The organism is Paenibacillus sp. FSL W8-0919 (assembly GCF_038003785.1).
GTDB classification, from domain to species: domain Bacteria; phylum Bacillota; class Bacilli; order Paenibacillales; family Paenibacillaceae; genus Paenibacillus_AQ; species Paenibacillus_AQ lactis.
Genome location: NZ_JBBOPV010000001.1, coordinates 6401388 through 6418598, shown reverse-complemented (window position 1 = coordinate 6418598; position 17211 = coordinate 6401388). Strand labels below are relative to the sequence as shown.

The following is a 17211-nucleotide window of genomic DNA, read 5'->3' as shown; positions in this document are numbered from 1 at the left end:
ATGTGCATATCAGCGAATTATCGGATAAAACCGGGGTGAGTCTCCGATCGCTTCGTTATTATGAGGAAAAGGAGCTGCTGCGCCCTGATCGATCGGCCAATGGCTACCGTCAATATGCGGAATCCGATATCGAGCGGGTCCGCCTGATTCAAATGTATTTCGGCTTAGGCTTAACGGTAAAGGAGATTGTGAGCTTTTTTGAATGCGCCTTTGACGACAGCCCCAAACAGGAGTGCCTGCCGAGCGCTATCGAAGTGGGCAGAAAGAAGCTGGATGAAATCACGCGCCGGATGGAGCAGCTGCAGCAGGCAAAGACTCATTTGGAGCAGAGCATTGCGAGATGGGAACGCATTTTACGTAAAGGAGATGGGAGCCGTGAGTAGAAACTTTGATCCGTCCAGGGATCGGGTAGCCGTCGTTACCGGAGGGAATCGGGGCATTGGCAAGGAAATCGCCCGCCAGCTGGGGGCCCAAGGAATCGTTGTTATCATGACATCGCGGGATGAGGAGAAAGGGCGCCAGGCAGTGCAAGACCTGCATGCAGAGGGGCACCGGGCGGCACTGCATGTGCTGGATATCGATCAAGCGGATGAGGCAGAACGGCTGATGGCGTTTGTTCGGACGGAATATGGACGGCTGGATGTGCTTGTGAACAATGCGGGGGTCATTTTGGATCAAGGAATCTCGATCCTGGATGTCGAAGAACGTCTGATACGGGCTACTTTCGAAACGAACTTCTTCGGCGCGCTGCGGTTGACCCAGGCTGCAATTCCTTTGATGAAGCAGCATGACTATGGTCGAATCGTCAACATATCTTCAGGCCTCGGTGCATTCGAAATCATGGACGGCAGCTTGGATCCGGGCTTCAAGCTAGGAGGAGTATCGTCCGCCTACCGGATGTCCAAGACGATGCTGAATGCGATGACCTGTCTTGTTTCCCAAGAGGTGGCAGGTACCGGAATCAAGGTAAATGCGGTATGCCCGGGACGGGTTCGGACTGATATGGGAGGAGCGGATGCCCCGCTCTCCGTCGCGGAGGGTGCGGATACGGCCGTATGGCTCGCTACCCTTGATGATGCCGGCCCAAGCGGAGGATACTTTCGAGAGCGGAGAAGGATTGCCTGGTGAACCACTATAAAGCAATTGGAGGGTATCGCATTGAATGATAGGGGAGATTACGGTAAGTATGCCGTTCCTGAGACGATTAAGGAGCTGCTGAAGTTTGAAGAGGAACTGAAAGACAACGGCTTGTCACTGGATTTTCATTTGGGGCTGATTATGGAAGGCCGTCGTTTCAGATATATCTCAACGCCGCCGGATGTCATTCCATTTGCCTCAGCGGGCGTTGACGGCATTCACTATGGGTTTCTAACGGACTTCGGGACGGTATCCGATTTGGAGCAGGCCTATATTGTTTGCGTATCCCCGATGGATATTGGTGATGAAGTATGGCTAGTTGCCCCAAGCATCCGTGACTTTTTACGTGTGGTATATACAGACAACATCATCCTGTACAACCATTTTCGGGCTGCGGATGATTTACGCGAGCATATGCAGCAGCGGGAGACCGAATACGACAGTGAGGAGAGATTGCAGGCTAAGCGGATGCTGCGGGAGCGATTTGCGATAGAGCCGATCCCCGACATGCCCCGGTATATTGCGGAGCTGAGTCGAAAGCGGGCGGAGGAGATTGCCTTATCGACCAAATCCCCCTTGGGAGTTGTGCGATGGTCTCCGGATGATTCCGTGGAGGGAGTCCGGCTGCTACCGGATGAAACTACGGATTTGGAATCGGTTCGCCTTTTTTTTCTGAAAGCACCGAGGATGCCGAAACTGGCGTTTATCCGTGACGCTCAAACCTCTCAGCTGCTGTACGATGACCCGGAGATACGGAAACTGGTGACAAATGAGCTTATCGATATGGGGCTGGAAGAGGAGGCTGTTCAGCTCAACATTCCCTTTGAGGAAGTGGAGTCATATAGTGAACAGATGGCGCCGCAGTACGGGGAGAGTACCCTTTTGAACTTAACGTGGATTGATGAAGAAACTTTTGAATGAGATTCATAGAAAAAAACCTCCAAATTAAAAGACTTATTCTTTGTCTGCTGATGTATAATATTCGGTATTAGGAGGTGCCGAGTATGAGTGAAGCTAACATTTTTGGTCATCAAGCGTTGTTTGAGCATGTATACAAGAGTGCTCCGATTGGCATTGCCCTAGTTACGATCGAAGGAAATTGGATCAGTGTTAACCCGGCAGCATGCAAAATGTTCGGATTTACCGAGAAAGAATTGATGCAGCAGCCGGCTACGGATTATATATATTCCGATAACGTCGATAGTCCGGAGAAGCTGGTTCAGTCCTTAAGCGAGAAGGTCCCGACGGTCGCCTTGGAAAAACAATTTATGCATAAAGACGGCAGACGGATTTGGACTTCTGTTCACGTATCCCTCGTGCGCGATGAGAAGGACAAGACCCCGCTGTTTTTTATTTCGCAAATGGTCGATATTACCGACAGCAAGGTGGCCGAACAGAAGCTTCAGGAAAGTATCGAACGATATACCTCATTAAAAAAATATAATCACGACGCCATCATTTCCTTTAATCTCCAAGGGGAAATTATGAACGGGAATCAGATGGCCGAGCAGCTTACGGGATATACGATTCCCGAATTGGCCGGAAAGCGTATATCTCTTCTGATGGGAGAACACAACTTGAGACGGGTGCTCTCCGATTCAGCCGACTATACCTCCGCCGAGAAATCGATCAACGGGATCAGGCACAAGGACGGGCATATGGTCGAGGTGCTCGCCACCTTGGCGCCGATCGTTATTCATAACAAGAATGTCGGTTTCTACATTATCGCGAAGGACATGACCGAGCAGAAGAAGCTTATCATCGAGAAGGAGGCTGCCGAGAAAACCAACAAGGCCAAGAGTGAGTTCCTGGCCATGATGAGCCATGAAATCAGAACCCCGATGAATGGCGTAATCGGCATGACGGATTTGATATTGGATACCGATCTGGATGAGGAGCAGCGGGAATATGTCCAGATCATCAAGAAGAGCGGCACCACACTGCTGAATATTATTAACGATATTCTGGACTTCTCTAAGATCGAGTCCGGCCGAACCGAGCTGTCCGAAGAAACCTTCAGTCTTCGAAACACGCTGTCGGAAACCATGAACCTGATGCTCCCGAAGGCGCTTGAGAAAAATATTGAGGTGACCACCTCGGTAGCTCCCGATGTTCAGGATCAAGTGTACGGTGACATGACAAAGCTGCGGCAGGTGCTGATGAATCTGCTTAGCAATGCCGTGAAATTTACGCCGACCGGCTCTGTCTCCGTCTCGGTGTCATGTATTCAGAGCATCCATGGATCGGGGCTGATCCAATTCTCCGTAACCGATACGGGGATTGGGGTACCAAGCGAGAAGGTCCCCCAATTGTTCGAGCCGTTCTATCAGGTGGATCATTACATGACCCGCCAAGTGGAAGGTACCGGTCTCGGTCTGGCGATCTGCAAGAAGCTTGTGGAGCTGATGGGCGGCGAAATCTGGTATGAACCGAATCCGAAGCAGACCGGATCCGTCTTTACGTTTACCGTTCAATTGAAGTACCCTTTGGTTGCGGTGAATGAAGGAGAGGAGAATCCGGTTCAGGAGCTCGATGATGCTGACGGCAATGCCTTCAAAATTTTGATTGTGGAAGACAATGAAGTGAATCAGCTGGTGCTAAAGAAAATCATTGAGAAGCTCGGTTATTCATCGGAGACTGTCCCCAATGGGCTGGAAGCGGTTGAGGCCTATAAGAAGTATCCGTATGATTTGATATTCATGGATATTCAGATGCCGTTCATGGACGGGATGGAAGCTGCCAGAATCATTAAGCAGAGCGCTCCTGCGGATAAGCGCCCTTATGTTGTCGCTGTCACGGCTCACGCAATCAAGGGCGATCGCGAGAAGTATTTGGCGATGGGCATGGATGAATATGTGAGCAAGCCTGTCAGTATGCAGGCGGTATCGGATGTTATCGATATTTTCCGTAGTACCCGAGTGAACAGTTCCACGGACGGCTCGACGGCTTAACCGATGCAACGAGCCTTTTGGCTATGCGGATAAAACGTCCGGTATTTTGGTGAGCTTGCAAATCATTAAAGGAGCTGTCTCCTGCGGTTTTTCAACCGCGGGGGACAGCTCCTTTTTGCTTACGATATTAATGGCATAAGCCTCATGTGGATGCTTAAGGTGTTGCAGTTGTTTTCTTAATAACAAAGGCTTTGGATGGTGCCGACAATGCCGGAGCCTGGGTAGCCGTAGCCGAGAGCGGCTTCTTCGTGTCCTTTGCTGCGGACAGAACGAATACAACGTATTCGGTGTCCGGCTTGATGGCTTCTCCCTTGGCATCTTTGAGATCATCGATCTTGGTTGTCAATTCTTCAGCAATGTCTTTGCCGGTTACGGCAATGCTTCCGGAGACGTGATTCTTCGCATCGGCAACTTTGAATTTACTCACTTCGCTTTTGGATACGATGAAGACGCGGTACTCACCAATATTGCGCTCATCCGCTGCCTTCTTAAAGCTCACCTTCACTTTATCTCCCGTGCCATTCAGCTCGGCCTTTACATCGGTCACCTGAGTCGGGGAGGGAATCGTAAAGGGCTGTGAAGATGACGACAGCTTATTCTTGGTCGAGACGGTTCCGTCAGCCACAACAAGGATATAGACTCTGTAAGAGCTGCCGGCTTTGATTGGGTTGCCGTCGACATCCTTCGTTTCAGCTGGCAAAAGGCTGTCGTACTGTCCTTGCGGCGGCGCGACTGGTGTGTAGTTTCCTTGTTTAACCAGGCTGGCTTCAGCTTCCCCAAACGCTTTCGCATCAGGTACGACCATGATCCGGTATTCACTTATAGTGCCCGCGTTATCTGCAGGAGTAAACCGCACTTTGATATCGCTGGCGTTGCCGTTGTTGCCCTCAATTCCTGCGTACACATCGGAAGGAACGGCGACTTGAGTCCCCTCAAGCACGATCGGACCGTATGGCTGGGACAGTGCATTGGTGCTTCCACCATCGTTACTAACGGATAAGACGAACACATGGTAAGGCACCTTGTTGCGGATGTCTTTGCCGTTTACGTCCTTCGTCCCTGGTCTTAAAGTGTTATCAAAAGAATTACCTACAGGCACGAAATCGTATCGATCTTGATTTTGTACCGCGTTAGCTTGCTCTAATTTGAAATTTTGGGCATCCCCAGCCTCAACGATCATGATGCGATATCCGTAAATATTGGTTTCGTTGGTTGCTTTGTCGAATTTGACCTTGATGTCGCTGGCGTCGCCTTTATTCCCAACATCCTCAACGGATCTGATGGTTGCCGTGCCGACCTGCGTTTTGCCCTGAAGCTTGATCTCGTTCGATCTTGGGGAAATGGCGTTGACGCCATAAGTGCCGACTGACAGCACGTATACGCGGTAGCCCGTGCCGTTCTTAATCAATTCTCCATCTGTATCTCGAGCGTTCGAATCCAGTCGGACGGAATAACCCGAATTTTTGTTCACTCTTGTAAAGTATCCATTATTCGTAGCATCGTTTACTGACAGTGACTTGGAAGACTTCACGACAAATACTCTGTAATGGTCGATGTAATACTCGTCGGAAGGACGACTGAACGAAACTCTCAGGTCGCTGCCGTTGCCATTGTCGCCGATGTCTTCCACTACAGGCGTCGAAACCGGACTGACACTTTGATTGTTACCGCTGAGCGTAATCGCCGATGAAGCAGAGGACAGGGCGTGATTGCTGCCCGAATATGCGTAGGACATAACATATACGCGGTAGCTTACGCCATTGCGAATCAATGCGCCGTCAGCATCGCGGCTGTCGGATGACAGATTGAGCCTGTAATTGTTGTAGCCGATTTTGTTTACTTGCGTGTAATAAGAGTTGTTTTCCGCTCTGCTTAAATCAAAATAGTTATAATCCGAGGATTTTACGACAAACACCCGGTAATGGCTAATATTGCTTTCGTCCGAAGCCCGGTTAAATGAAATTTCCAGATCCCGGCCGTTTCCGTAATTGCCTACATCACTGACGTACAGGCTGGAGATCGTTCCTACACGATAGCTGTTGTTCGTCAGGATGATGGAACTCGAAGCGGAAGAAAGAACATTGTTGTTCTGGCTTTGATTGTCGAGGGCCATCACGAATACCCGGTAATATACGCCGTTACGAATCAAGGCGCCATCCACGTCCCGAGCTCCCGAACCGAGCGTGAGAGTATTATTGCTTGATTTGCTGACATTCGTGTAGTAGGAGTTTGAATTGATGGCATTCGCCCGGCTTACGCTGAAGTTATGATAGTCGCTCTCCTTGACCACGAAGATCCGGTAGCCGCTGATGGAAGACTCATTGGATACCCGGTTGAAGCTGACGCGAAGGTCGCGCCCGTCGCCGTAATCGCTCACGTCGGTCACCTGCGAGATGCTTGGAACCGTCGTCGTGCCTGTGCTGAGCGTAATCGAAGACGAACCGGAAGACAGCTTGCTTGCGATTGCGCTCTCGTTGCTGCTGACGGACAGAACAAATACCGTATAAGCGACGCCGCTGCGGATATATTCGCCCGACGTGTCTCTTGACGTGGAGCTGAAGCCCGTTGTCAGGGTCGTATTGCTTGAACTGGATTTATTGACGGTTGTGTAGTTCGTGCTAGCTACCGCCTTCGCTGCTGCCAGGTCGAATTTCGCTGCGTCTTTGGATTTCACGACAAACACCTGGTAATTCGAAATGTTGCTTTCACTCTGAGCGCGGGTAAAGCTAACCGACAGATCGCGGCCATCGCCGTAATTGCTGACGTCGCTGGCCTTCACATTCGTCGCCGCAGCGACTGCATTCGAATTCGTCAGCGTCAGTGACGGGGAAGCAGGGGACAACGCATAGTTGCCGCTAGTATTCCCTACGGTCAGCACATACGCCTTATACGGCTGATTATTTCGGATCAAATCTCCATTCGTATCCGTCGTACTGGCTGAGAAGGTTCGGGTGAGATCCGAGCCGGTCGGAAGCACTGACGTATAGGCCGTCGAAGGCAGGCGCTGTGCTTCGGCAAGGCTGAGTGACTGGGATTGCTTCACGATAAACACGCGATAATGCGAAACCTGCGACTCCGTAGAGGATTTGGAGAAGCTGACCGACAGATCGCGTCCGTCTCCGGCGTTGCCGATATCCCGGAGGGTTACGTGGTTAACTCCCGTAAATCCGATATCCGGTTCCGAAGACGTGGTAATGGTAACCGTTTTGGTTCTGGAGTTCCAGCCGATCTTCTCGCCGAGCGATTCACTGACGAAGCGGACCGGAACCATCGTGTTTCCCTTCAGGTTTTTCGCCGGAACGTCTAAAGATACGGTCTTGCCATTAATCGTTGCCGTTTTGGAGTTGATCTTCAGCACGATGGTGGTGCCGTCTTTCACGGCCGTGACCGTTTTCGTCTTCTGATTCCATTTCACGGATGCATCCAGCGCTTCGAAGATCACCCGCATCGGCAGCATGACCCGTCCTTGAATCATGACCGGCGCTTGCGGTGTTTTCAAGCGGACGCCGTCGATCACGACGCTGATATTAACTGCCGCCTGTGCCTGTGACTGGAATAGGAATGGAACAATGAGTATAGCTGCTAGCAAGGCAGTCCATATTCTTTTCACACACTCAACCTCCTGAATTCAATCTTGTTATTATTTTCCTCTACAATATGACGCATTCGCCCGGAATAAAGTTTCATGGTTAACGTCGGCAGCGTAAATATTTTTTTGCACCTGGCAGCGCTCAGAGGGGGAAAACCCTTGTATCGTAAGGCATCCCCCTTGGCTTAAGCATGGTCAGCAGGCCGTCTGTTGCTTCCTCCACCGTGTATCATTTCGCCCGCGGCTCGTCCAGACCGTTTATAGACTCCCGGAATAACCGGATCCGAATGACCGTGCCTTCCGCGTCTGGATCCAGCCATATCCTCCCGCCGTGCCGCTCAACCACGCTCTTCGCGATGGATAATCCGAGTCCGCTGCCTCCGTCGCTTTTCCGGGCACGGTCTCCGCGAACGAACGGCTCGAACACCGAGTGTCTCACGTTCTCGGAAATTCCCGGACCATTGTCGCCTACGGTCAGCAGCGCGCCGTCAGGCATCGCCTCGAGCTCCAGCCAGACGCTCGCGCCTGGCGGGTTGTATTTCAGAGCATTCGCCAATATATTCGAGAGCGCCCGGCGCATGAGATCATCCTGATAGGACAGTTTGACCGGCTTATCGGCAATGCGGATGTCGAAGCCGATTCCCTTCCGCTCGAACGAATCGTACAGATCGGCGGCCGTCGTGCGGCACAGCTCGGCAAAATCCCCTGGCTGAGGCTCAAAAGGCATATCCGCGCTCTCCAGCTTCGTCAGTTCAAACAGGTCGTTCACGAGGGAAGCGATCAGTTTCGACTTGGCATGAATCCGGCCGGCATATTTCCGGCGCTGCTCCGGATCCTCTTCCATGCCGAGCTGCAGCACCTCCGCATATCCCTGGATCGTGGATATCGGCGTTTTCAAGTCATGCGAAATGTCCATCATCAGCCGCATCCGTTCTTGTTCCAGCTTTCGCTTATCCGACTCCGCCTGCTCAAGCCTGTCCGCCATCCGGTTGAAATGATGCCGAAGCTGCATCAGCTCCTTGCTGGCGTTATAACGGAGCCGCTCCCCGCCCCCTCCTTCGGCGATCCGTTCAAGACCCCGGGATACGTCCGCTAACGGATTCGTAAACTTCCGCGCGGTCAACCGTCCGTACAGCCATAAACTAAACAGAAATGCAGCGGCGAACCACAGCAGGCCGCGCAGCAATATTCCCGTAAACGCATCGGTGATGTCCGCGGTCGTCTTCACCAGGCGGCTTTCCTTCTTGACCGCCCCGTCCGGTATCGTTACAAGCAGCCGATATTCTTCGCCCGATGATTGGAAAGGGGCGAGGGAATGGTAGTCCGACCGGTTTCCTTCGTAGAACAAGGCGTAGAGTTCTTCCTCCGAATAGGAGGTTTGGGCTTCCCCGGCCCCTTTGCCCCTCGCAAAAACGACATTCAAGCGCTGATCCAGCACCTGGATGTACCCTCCGAAAGACTCCACGGTCTCGTAAGGGATGCTCTCCCAATCCTCCCGGACCAGACGGTCCGCTTCCACCATGGGCAGCGTTCGGTTTACATAGGCGTCGCGGGCATCATACATGCCGTCATACACCAGAAATCCGATGATCCCGAGGATGACGGAGAACAGCGCATAATTGATCATCAGGCTCGCATGTACGCTTCGGCGCTTCGTCATCATAGAGCATCCTCTGCGCTCAGCTTATAGCCGAGCCCTTTAACCGTGATCAAAAACTGCGGCTCCCGCGGATCGTCCTCCAGCTTATCCCTCAGCCTGCTGATCTGGACCATGACCGTATTGCTGTCTTCCAGATACGGCTCGTTCCATACGCTCTCATATATTTGACGCTTCGTGAATATCCGGCCCGGCGCCTCCATCAACAGCTTGAGCAGCTTGTACTCCAGCGGCCCGAGCGTAATCGTCACGCCCCGTTTGTACAACACGCAGGCTTCATGGTCCAGCACCAGCGGTCCGTTCACGGTCCGAAGCGGTTCAGCCGCCCGAAGCGGCTCCGCCCCCTTAAGATCGTAAAACCGCCTTAGCTGCGCCTTGATTCTCGCCACGACTTCGATCGGGCTGAACGGCTTGGAGATGAAATCGTCCGCCCCGAGCCCAAGCCCGGTAACTTTATCGACATCTCCGCTCCTGGCCGACAAAATAATGACGGGCAGCCTGAGCTTCTCACGGATGCGCGCGATCAACTGATAACCGTCCAGCTCCGGCATCATGATGTCGATCACTGCAAGGTCGATCCGCTCTCGCTGCAGCAGATTCCACGCTTCCCGGCCGCTGGATGCTTCCAGTACGCGATAGTGCTCGCGCTCAAGGAACAGCCGCAGCAGCTCGGTGATGTCCGCTTCGTCATCGGCGATTAAGATTGTACGTTCTTCGCTTGGTTTCGCATAAGGTTCCACTTGGTTTCTTCCTTTCAATCATCGACGGCCTGGCCGCTTGCTCTATATAGAACTATACACCGTAACGATCGGTTCAGGCATCGGCTTGGAGGAAATGTAAGGATAATGTAAGGTTCCCGACAGTCAGGCTACAGGCCGGAATGATACGCTGAGGACATGACAACGATTGGAGGATGTTTATGCGTACACTCGAAACGGCACTATGGATCACGAATCTCGCTATCGTCATCGGATGCGTCATGCTATCGCGAAAACGCCGCCGCCCGGTTAGCTTCTGCTCCTGGGCCGCGGCCTTGAGCGCAGCATTAAGCATCGCGCAAATATTCGCGGAAGGATACCGCTGGCAGATGCTGCCGGTTTATGCCGCCAGCCTGGCTGCAGGGGGAATGGCGTTGTATCATGCCGGGACTTCGCGCAAGAAGACAAGGAACGCCGCCTCGGACATGAGCGATAATCCGCGCCCACGGCTTCGCGGATTCAAGCGTTTGATGATCGCTTTGGTATTATGCCTGTATGCCATCCTGTCGGCTGCCCTGCCGTCGCTTCTGCCGGTGTTCACGTTTGCCGAACCGCAAGGAACGTACAAGGTCGGAACAACGACATTGATGCTGGAGGATAAACGAAGGGAAGAGCCGGCTACGGAGGATCGGGCGGATCGGCGCAGGCTCATGATTCAAATCTGGTATCCGGCGGAAGCCGGCACAGGCAGCGGCAAGGCGCCATACATCGAGCATCTGCCGATTGTTCTGGAAGGCCTGCGCCAGTCGATTTCAATGCCTCCGTTCCTGCTGAGCCAGCTAAAGTATGTGCAGCCTTATGCCATGCAGGATGCGGAAGTATCCCGGGATCAGGAGCGATATCCCGTGCTGCTCTTCTCTCACGGGCTTTCCGGCTTTCGGAACCAGAACACGTTTCAGGTAACGGAGCTTGCCAGCCGGGGATACATCGTGGTCGGCATCGACCATGCCTATGACGCCGCCGCCGTCGTGTTCCCGGACCGGACCGCCATGCTCAAGCTTGGCAATTTGTCGGGCTTCGATGCCTACGAGGAGAAGAGCCGGCTCTGGGTGGAGGATGCGAAATTTGTCCTGGACGAGCTGGAGCGGATGAGCGGGCCTGCCGCTTCAGGGTTCTTGTCCGGGCGGCTCGACATGGACAAGATCGGCATGTTCGGCCACTCGTTCGGCGGGGCGACCGCGGCGCAAATGCTGCTGGCGGACAGCCGGGTGAAGGCCGCACTGAATATGGACGGAACCCTATACGGACAGCCGGTGCCGGAAGGCGGCTTTGGCAAGCCGTATATGCAGATGAATGCTGAGCTAAGCATCGACCGTGCCGTATTTGAACAATCGCTGGACCGGGCGATGGCGTCTTCCGGCCGCAGCCGGGAGGATTACGAGCAGTTCTGGGCCGAGTCGGTCGAACGCCGAAGCCGCGCGGAGTCGGGTGAAGCGCATACGATCATATTTGCCCATGCGAACCATATGAGCTTTACGGATTTTTACCTGTTCTCCCCGCTGCTTCCGCCCAAGGGTGCGGAGCCAAGGCAGATGCACAGCTCGATCAACGCGCTGTCCGCGGCCTTTTTCGATCAATATGTGAAAGGCGATCCGGGCGCCTCGGTTGAAAAGACCGCGCTCAGCCTGCCTGGACTGATCCGACCGTAAATTTTCAACTCCAGCCAAGCATGGTGACATGCCGGGCTGGAGTTTTTGATAGTAAGAATGAACCCCATTCATCTATAATGGGATCAGGATTTTATTTCCAAATGGAATGTGACAAGGGGGATTGAAATGTCGGAGTATCACGTCCGCATTTTGCAGCTTCGGGAGGATGCCCGTGCCAACGGATACAGCTTGGGCCGCAGCCTGCAAGGACATTCGATTGTGCAAGCGTTCGAAGCGATGACCAAGCCGGAGATTGATACAGACCGGATGCGCGGCATTTACCGCACGTTTGCTCCGGTGCTGCTGGAAGAGCTTGAGGGGCTGGCGGAGGGGCTGAAGCTTCCGTTCGGCAGGGCAGCCGCTTTATTCAGCGGATACGATGTGCCGAAGATTGCTGCGATGGGCTGCTCTGCCCTGATGACCCGCGGGTTTTACGCCAGAAATTATGATTTTGCCCCTGAGTTCTATGACGGACTGTTTACGCTGTCCCAAACAGGCCAAGGCTATGCGACGGCCGGCTACAATTTGCAAGGGATCGGCAGGCATGACGGCGTCAATGAGAAGGGACTCGCCGCCGGCTTGCATTTTGTCAGCTTCGAAGGATACCGGACGGGCGTGTCCCCTTGGATCAGCGTGCGGATGGTTCTCGAGTCCTGCGCGACCGTAGAGGAGGCCGCCGACATGCTGCGGAGCATTCCGCATGCGGCGTGTTACAACTTTTCAATCGGGGATGCGCATGGCAGCATGGCGGTTGCCGAAGCAAGCCCGGATCAAGTGCTCATCCGTACCGGCGAGGAGGCGATGGCTTGCGTGAACCATTATGAAACGCTAACGGGCCGTAACCGCCCGTCCATTGAGCATTCCCTTCGCCGGAAACGCTACCTCGAAAGTTTGGATCCGGAGCGGTTAACTGCCGCGGAAGCCTTCGACATATTTAAGAACCGGCAATCCCCGCTATTCTTCACGGATTACGACCAGCTCTTCGGAACGCTTCACACCTTCGCGTATTCGTATGAGGACGGCGTCGTATTAACTTCCCTGGCGCAAGGCCATCCGCTCGAGTTTTCCTTCCGGGAATGGGTTCAGGGTAAAGATATCGAGGCTCGGGAGCTTACGGGGCGTATCGACGGTCAAAAGGAATAAAGCGATGCGAGAGAGGTCAAGCTCATGGATCCTTACTTAACGGTATTGTCAGGCGGTGACCCGGATAAGGGGACCAGTGAGCATCGTCACCGGGATGAAGGCCTGCTACGGCCGCATACGCGATGGTGGAGGGACGGTGGATCGTTCAATCGGTCAGCTATACGGAACGGGCCCCGTCGGGATTCGTCTCGAAACTGACGCCGGAGGATAGAGCGGCTTTCATGGAACCATGAAGGGAAGCGGGAACCAGGCGGTAACCGGCGGTTATCATAGTGAAATTAAAGCGCTTCTTTTCTATAAAGAGAAGAGCGCTTTTTTTCGTTGTTCGTCTCATGATTTGACTTCTGGCTCCTGTCGCCAAAGAAATGAATGCCATATTTTTTCGTTCAGCGGGCTAGTTCCGGGTGAAATTATATTATAATGTACATATTCGAGCTCTGATACGAAACAAAATTTGCGACTACAGGAAGACCCTGGTGGGAACATCATCATGAATCGAACATCCCGGTCTTCGGCTTCGGAGGAATTGCTTATGGGAATGGTCTTCTCGATTTTGAAAAAATACCGCGTTGCCGCGATTGCCGCACTCGTCATGATGCTGATCGAGCTTACCGTGGAGCTGATTCAGCCGCTGCTCATCTCCAAAATTATCGACGACGGCATCCAGAAAGGAGATCTCCCGGTCGTATGGATGTGGGGAGGCGTCCTGCTGGGCAGTGCTGGCATCGCTTTCATTGCCGGCATTGCGAGCTCCTTCTTTGCCGCGCATACGAGCCAGGGGCTGGGCTATGATCTTCGGGACAAGCTGTATGACAAGGTTCAATCCTTCTCCTATTCGTTGTTTAACCGGTTCGCCACCTCCTCGCTTATAACGAGGCTGACGGGAGACGTGACCCAAATCCAGGAGACCGTGTTCATGGCGCTGCGGTTCATGAGCCGCGTGCCGCTGCTGGTGACGGGAAGCATTATCATGGCGCTGGTCGTCAATGTAAAGCTGGGCGTGCTGCTGGTGCTGACGGTTCCGGCATTGTTCATCTTTATCGCCTGGATGATGAGACGGGCAGCCGATGCGTTCCGTACCGTACAGCAGAAGCTGGACGCCGTCAACGGCGTCATCCAGGAGAATCTGACCGGCATCCGCCTGATTCGCGTGTTCGTTCGCATGGGGCACGAGATTCAACGCTTTGCCCGGACGTCGGGCGAGCTGATGAGCACGACCGTGTCGACGCTGCGGCTTACGGAGATCACGATGCCCTTCATCCTGCTCGTGATGAACGCCGGAATTATGGCCGTGCTGTGGTTCGGACGCAGCGATATCGCGGCGGGAAGCGCAAGCGTCGGCGAAGTGGTTGCCGTCATCAACTACTCTCTTCGCTGCATCGGAGCGATGTCGGCGCTGTCCTGGATCGTGGTCGCGTTCTCCCGCGGACGCGCCTCCGCGCAGCGGGCGCAGGAGGTTCTGCAGACGGAAGACCGGGAAGCCGATCAGGAGAACGGCCAACGATCCGCAATGAAGCGGATCGAAGGGGCCGTCGAGTTTGAGCAAGTCAGCTTCAGCTATCCCGGGAGCGATATCGATGTGCTGACGGATATTTCCTTCCGGGCCCGGGCAGGTGAGCGCATTGCGATCATGGGGGCGACCGGCTCCGGTAAATCCTCTCTCGTTCAGCTCATTCCGAGGCTGTATGAGCCGGATCAGGGCACGGTTAAGGTGGACGGCATGGATGTCGGCTCGATCTTGGCCGATCATCTTCGCGGCAGCATCGGTTATGTTCCGCAGGAGGTTCTGCTGTTCTCGGGCACGGTGCGGGAGAATATCGCCTGGGGCCGTGAAGACGCCACGCTGGAGGAGATTCAGGAGGCTGCGAGGCGCGCGCAAATTCACGATACGATCGAACGGCTGCCGAGCGGATATGACACGATGCTCGGTCAGCGCGGGGTCAATCTGTCGGGCGGCCAGAAACAGCGGCTGTCGATTGCCAGGGCGCTTGTCCGCAAGCCGGCAATTCTCATCCTGGACGATAGCACGAGCGCGCTGGATGTGCGTACCGAAGCGGCGCTGCTGGATGCGCTGAAGGATCTATCCTGCACGACGTTTATCATTACGCAGAAGATCAGCTCCACGACTTCGGCCGATCTCATTCTGCTGCTCGACGATGGGCGTCTCATCGGAAAAGGGAACCATGAAACCTTGATGGAAAGCTCTCCGCTGTATCGCCGCATCTATGAGTCCCAATATGGAGAGGAGGCCGGGAAGCATGCTCAAGGCATTCATTGAACCGTTCCGCCATCCGAGACCTGAGCTGGATTTGGGGAAAGGAACGGATGGCGCGTCAGGCCGCAAACCGAAGGCAAAGGCCAAAAACATGTCAGGCACGCTGGCCAGAATCTGGTCCTATCTTGCCCGGCGCAAGGGCAAGCTGGCTTTGGTGCTGCTGATGGTCATGCTAAGCTCGGGACTGTCCCTCCTGGGCCCTTATCTGCTTGGGATCGGCGTGGATGAGTTCTTGGTCAGTCTGAAAGGGCCGGACGAGGCCCCCTACGATTCGGGCTGGATTTACTTCCTGATCGGCTTGGCAGCCGTCTACATTCTGCAGGCCCTGACGACCTGGCTTCATAACGTCTGGATGATCGGGATCGCCCAGGAGACCGTATACCGGATGCGCATGGAATTGTTCACGCATCTGCACCGGCTGCCGATTCCGTTCTACGGCAAACGGCAGCAGGGCGAAATTATGAGCCGTCTGACCAATGATATCGAGAATGTCAGCTCGACGCTGAACAGCTCGGCCATTCAAATCTTCTCGAGCGTGCTGACGCTGGTCGGAACGCTGACCGTTATGCTGTGGCTCAGTCCGCTGCTGACGCTGCTGACATTCCTGGTCGTTCCGCTCATGGTGCTGGGGATGCGCTGGATCACCCGGCGGACGGGGCCGCTGTTCAAGGAGCGCCAGCGCAATCTCGGCGATCTGAACGGCTATATCGAGGAAACGCTGTCCGGCCAGCGGGTGATCAAGGCGTTCTCCCAGGAAGAGCGGGTAATCCGGGAATTTAATGAGCGCAACAAGCGGATTCGGTTATCCGGCTTCTGGGCGCAGAGCATTTCCGGCTTCATTCCGAAGCTGATGAACGGATTGAACAACCTCAGCTTTGCGATCGTAGCGGGAATCGGCGGCATTATGGCCATCAAGGGCTATATTTCGATCGGCACGATCATTATCTTCGAAAGCTATGCCAGACAGTTCACAAGACCGCTGAACGATTTGGCGAACCAGTGGAATACGCTGCTGTCGGCGATTGCAGGGGCAGAGCGGGTATTCGAAGTGCTGGACGAGGAAGTCGAGGCGAAGGATGAAGGGGCAGCCGTTACGTTAACGCATGTCGACGGGGCCGTAGCCTTCGAGAATGTTTCGTTCTCTTATGAAAAAGGAGGGGACACGCTGGAAGGCATCAGCTTCGAGGCCAAGCCCGGCGAGATGATCGCGCTTGTCGGCCCGACAGGCGCCGGCAAGACAACCCTGATCCAGCTGCTGTCCCGCTTCTATGATCCGGACAGCGGCCGGATTGCGCTGGACGGCCGGGACCTGTCCACCATACGCCGGGAGAGTCTGCGTTCGCAAATGGCCTTCGTGCTCCAGGATTCATTCCTATTCCAGGGAACCATCCGGGAGAATATCCGCTTCGGACGGCTGGATGCGACCGACGAAGAGGTCGAAGAGGCAGCCAAGCTGGCGAATGCGCATTCCTTTATTATGCGGATGAAGGACGGCTATGACAAAATGCTTAAGCCGGACGGAAGCGGAATCAGCCAGGGACAGAAGCAGCTGCTTGCGATCGCGCGTGCGATCTTGGCCAATCCCTCAATGCTGGTGCTGGATGAAGCGACGAGCAGCATCGATACCGTCACGGAGATCAAAATCCAGGAGGGCTTGCAGCGCTTGATGAAGGGGAGAACAAGCTTTGTCATCGCGCACCGTCTTAACACGATCCGCTCGGCAGACCGGATTCTCGTGCTGAAGGACGGGCGCCTGCTGGAGCAGGGCACCCATGACGAGCTGCTGAAGCAGGGCGGCTTCTACAGCGAGCTGTATCACAGCCAATTGAAGCGGGCGGCAATGTAAAGGCTCTGCGTGCAGTCTGCGAACGATGCGAATACAGGTTCGAAAAGCACACAGCAAAAGCAAAAGCAAAAAGCAAAAAGCAATACCACCGGACGTTAACGGGCGAAGTATTATATTCGCTCTAAGCATCCGGTGGTATTTTTTTAATGCTTTTTGACGGTTACACTAGTCCTATCCTGCGCTGTCCGTTTGCAATCGAAGGAACA

Annotated in this window: 11 protein-coding genes; 8 read left to right on the top strand and 3 right to left on the bottom strand. The window is 54.2% G+C overall.

Going from position 1 to position 17211, the window contains the following annotated elements; genetic code table 11:
• The first annotated feature begins 2 nt into the window (after positions 1-2).
• The 4 genes from NST44_RS29100 (at position 3) to NST44_RS29085 (ending at position 4088) form a co-directional block, all read left to right on the top strand.
• On the top strand, positions 3-383 hold the full coding sequence (locus NST44_RS29100) for a MerR family transcriptional regulator (RefSeq protein ID WP_007130912.1): 381 nt from the start codon (positions 3-5) through the stop codon (positions 381-383).
• Entirely contained in the window at positions 376-1128 is a 753-nt protein-coding gene (locus NST44_RS29095; protein ID WP_007130911.1) for an SDR family oxidoreductase, read from the top strand. Before NST44_RS29100 ends, NST44_RS29095 begins: the two co-directional genes overlap by 8 nt.
• Before the next feature lie 30 nt (positions 1129-1158).
• Positions 1159-2058, top strand: a complete 900-nt coding sequence (locus NST44_RS29090) for a hypothetical protein (RefSeq protein ID WP_340901297.1) — start codon at positions 1159-1161, stop codon at positions 2056-2058.
• Positions 2059-2141: 83 nt separating this feature from the next.
• Positions 2142-4088, top strand: coding sequence for a PAS domain S-box protein (locus NST44_RS29085; protein WP_007130909.1), 1947 nt, complete (start codon positions 2142-2144; stop codon positions 4086-4088).
• Positions 4089-4242: 154 nt separating this feature from the next.
• Here NST44_RS29085 and NST44_RS29080 read toward each other — a convergent pair whose 3' ends face one another.
• The 3 genes from NST44_RS29080 to NST44_RS29070 all read right to left on the bottom strand — a co-directional run bounded on the left by NST44_RS29080 (position 4243) and on the right by NST44_RS29070 (position 10074).
• Positions 4243-7698 (bottom strand): copper amine oxidase N-terminal domain-containing protein, encoded by a 3456-nt coding sequence (locus NST44_RS29080; RefSeq protein ID WP_007130908.1) that lies wholly within the window; start codon positions 7696-7698, stop codon positions 4243-4245.
• A gap of 208 nt (positions 7699-7906) precedes the next feature.
• The gene (locus NST44_RS29075) at positions 7907-9340 is read right to left on the bottom strand and encodes a HAMP domain-containing sensor histidine kinase (protein WP_007130907.1); all 1434 of its coding nucleotides are present in this window, start codon (positions 9338-9340) and stop codon (positions 7907-7909) included.
• Positions 9337-10074 (bottom strand): response regulator transcription factor, encoded by a 738-nt coding sequence (locus tag NST44_RS29070; protein ID WP_028404515.1) that lies wholly within the window; start codon positions 10072-10074, stop codon positions 9337-9339. The genes NST44_RS29075 and NST44_RS29070 overlap by 4 nt, the downstream gene beginning before the upstream one ends.
• Before the next feature lie 179 nt (positions 10075-10253).
• Here NST44_RS29070 and NST44_RS29065 point away from each other — a divergent pair, with 179 nt between their 5' ends.
• From NST44_RS29065 to NST44_RS29050, 4 genes are all read left to right on the top strand, one after another.
• Complete coding sequence (locus NST44_RS29065; RefSeq protein WP_251537108.1) at positions 10254-11741, top strand: alpha/beta hydrolase family protein; 1488 nt, start codon at positions 10254-10256, stop codon at positions 11739-11741.
• 126 nt (positions 11742-11867) lie between these two features.
• Entirely contained in the window at positions 11868-12884 is a 1017-nt protein-coding gene (locus tag NST44_RS29060; protein ID WP_340901295.1) for a C45 family peptidase, read from the top strand.
• A gap of 532 nt (positions 12885-13416) precedes the next feature.
• On the top strand, positions 13417-15162 hold the full coding sequence (locus tag NST44_RS29055) for an ABC transporter ATP-binding protein (protein ID WP_340901465.1): 1746 nt from the start codon (positions 13417-13419) through the stop codon (positions 15160-15162).
• Positions 15143-17005 (top strand): ABC transporter ATP-binding protein, encoded by a 1863-nt coding sequence (locus NST44_RS29050; protein WP_340901294.1) that lies wholly within the window; start codon positions 15143-15145, stop codon positions 17003-17005. The genes NST44_RS29055 and NST44_RS29050 overlap by 20 nt, the downstream gene beginning before the upstream one ends.
• Positions 17006-17211 lie beyond the last annotated feature (206 nt).

Bases quoted from the DNA above. Each gene is read 5' to 3' on its own strand.
- NST44_RS29075 (WP_007130907.1), bottom strand. From the start codon at position 9,340: ATGATGACGAAGCGCCGAAGCGTACATGCGAGCCTGATGATCAATTAT.
- NST44_RS29085 (WP_007130909.1), top strand. From the start codon at position 2,142: ATGAGTGAAGCTAACATTTTTGGTCATCAAGCGTTGTTTGAGCATGTA.
- NST44_RS29065 (WP_251537108.1), top strand. From the start codon at position 10,254: ATGCGTACACTCGAAACGGCACTATGGATCACGAATCTCGCTATCGTC.
- NST44_RS29060 (WP_340901295.1), top strand. From the start codon at position 11,868: ATGTCGGAGTATCACGTCCGCATTTTGCAGCTTCGGGAGGATGCCCGT.
- NST44_RS29055 (WP_340901465.1), top strand. From the start codon at position 13,417: ATGGGAATGGTCTTCTCGATTTTGAAAAAATACCGCGTTGCCGCGATT.
- NST44_RS29050 (WP_340901294.1), top strand. From the start codon at position 15,143: ATGCTCAAGGCATTCATTGAACCGTTCCGCCATCCGAGACCTGAGCTG.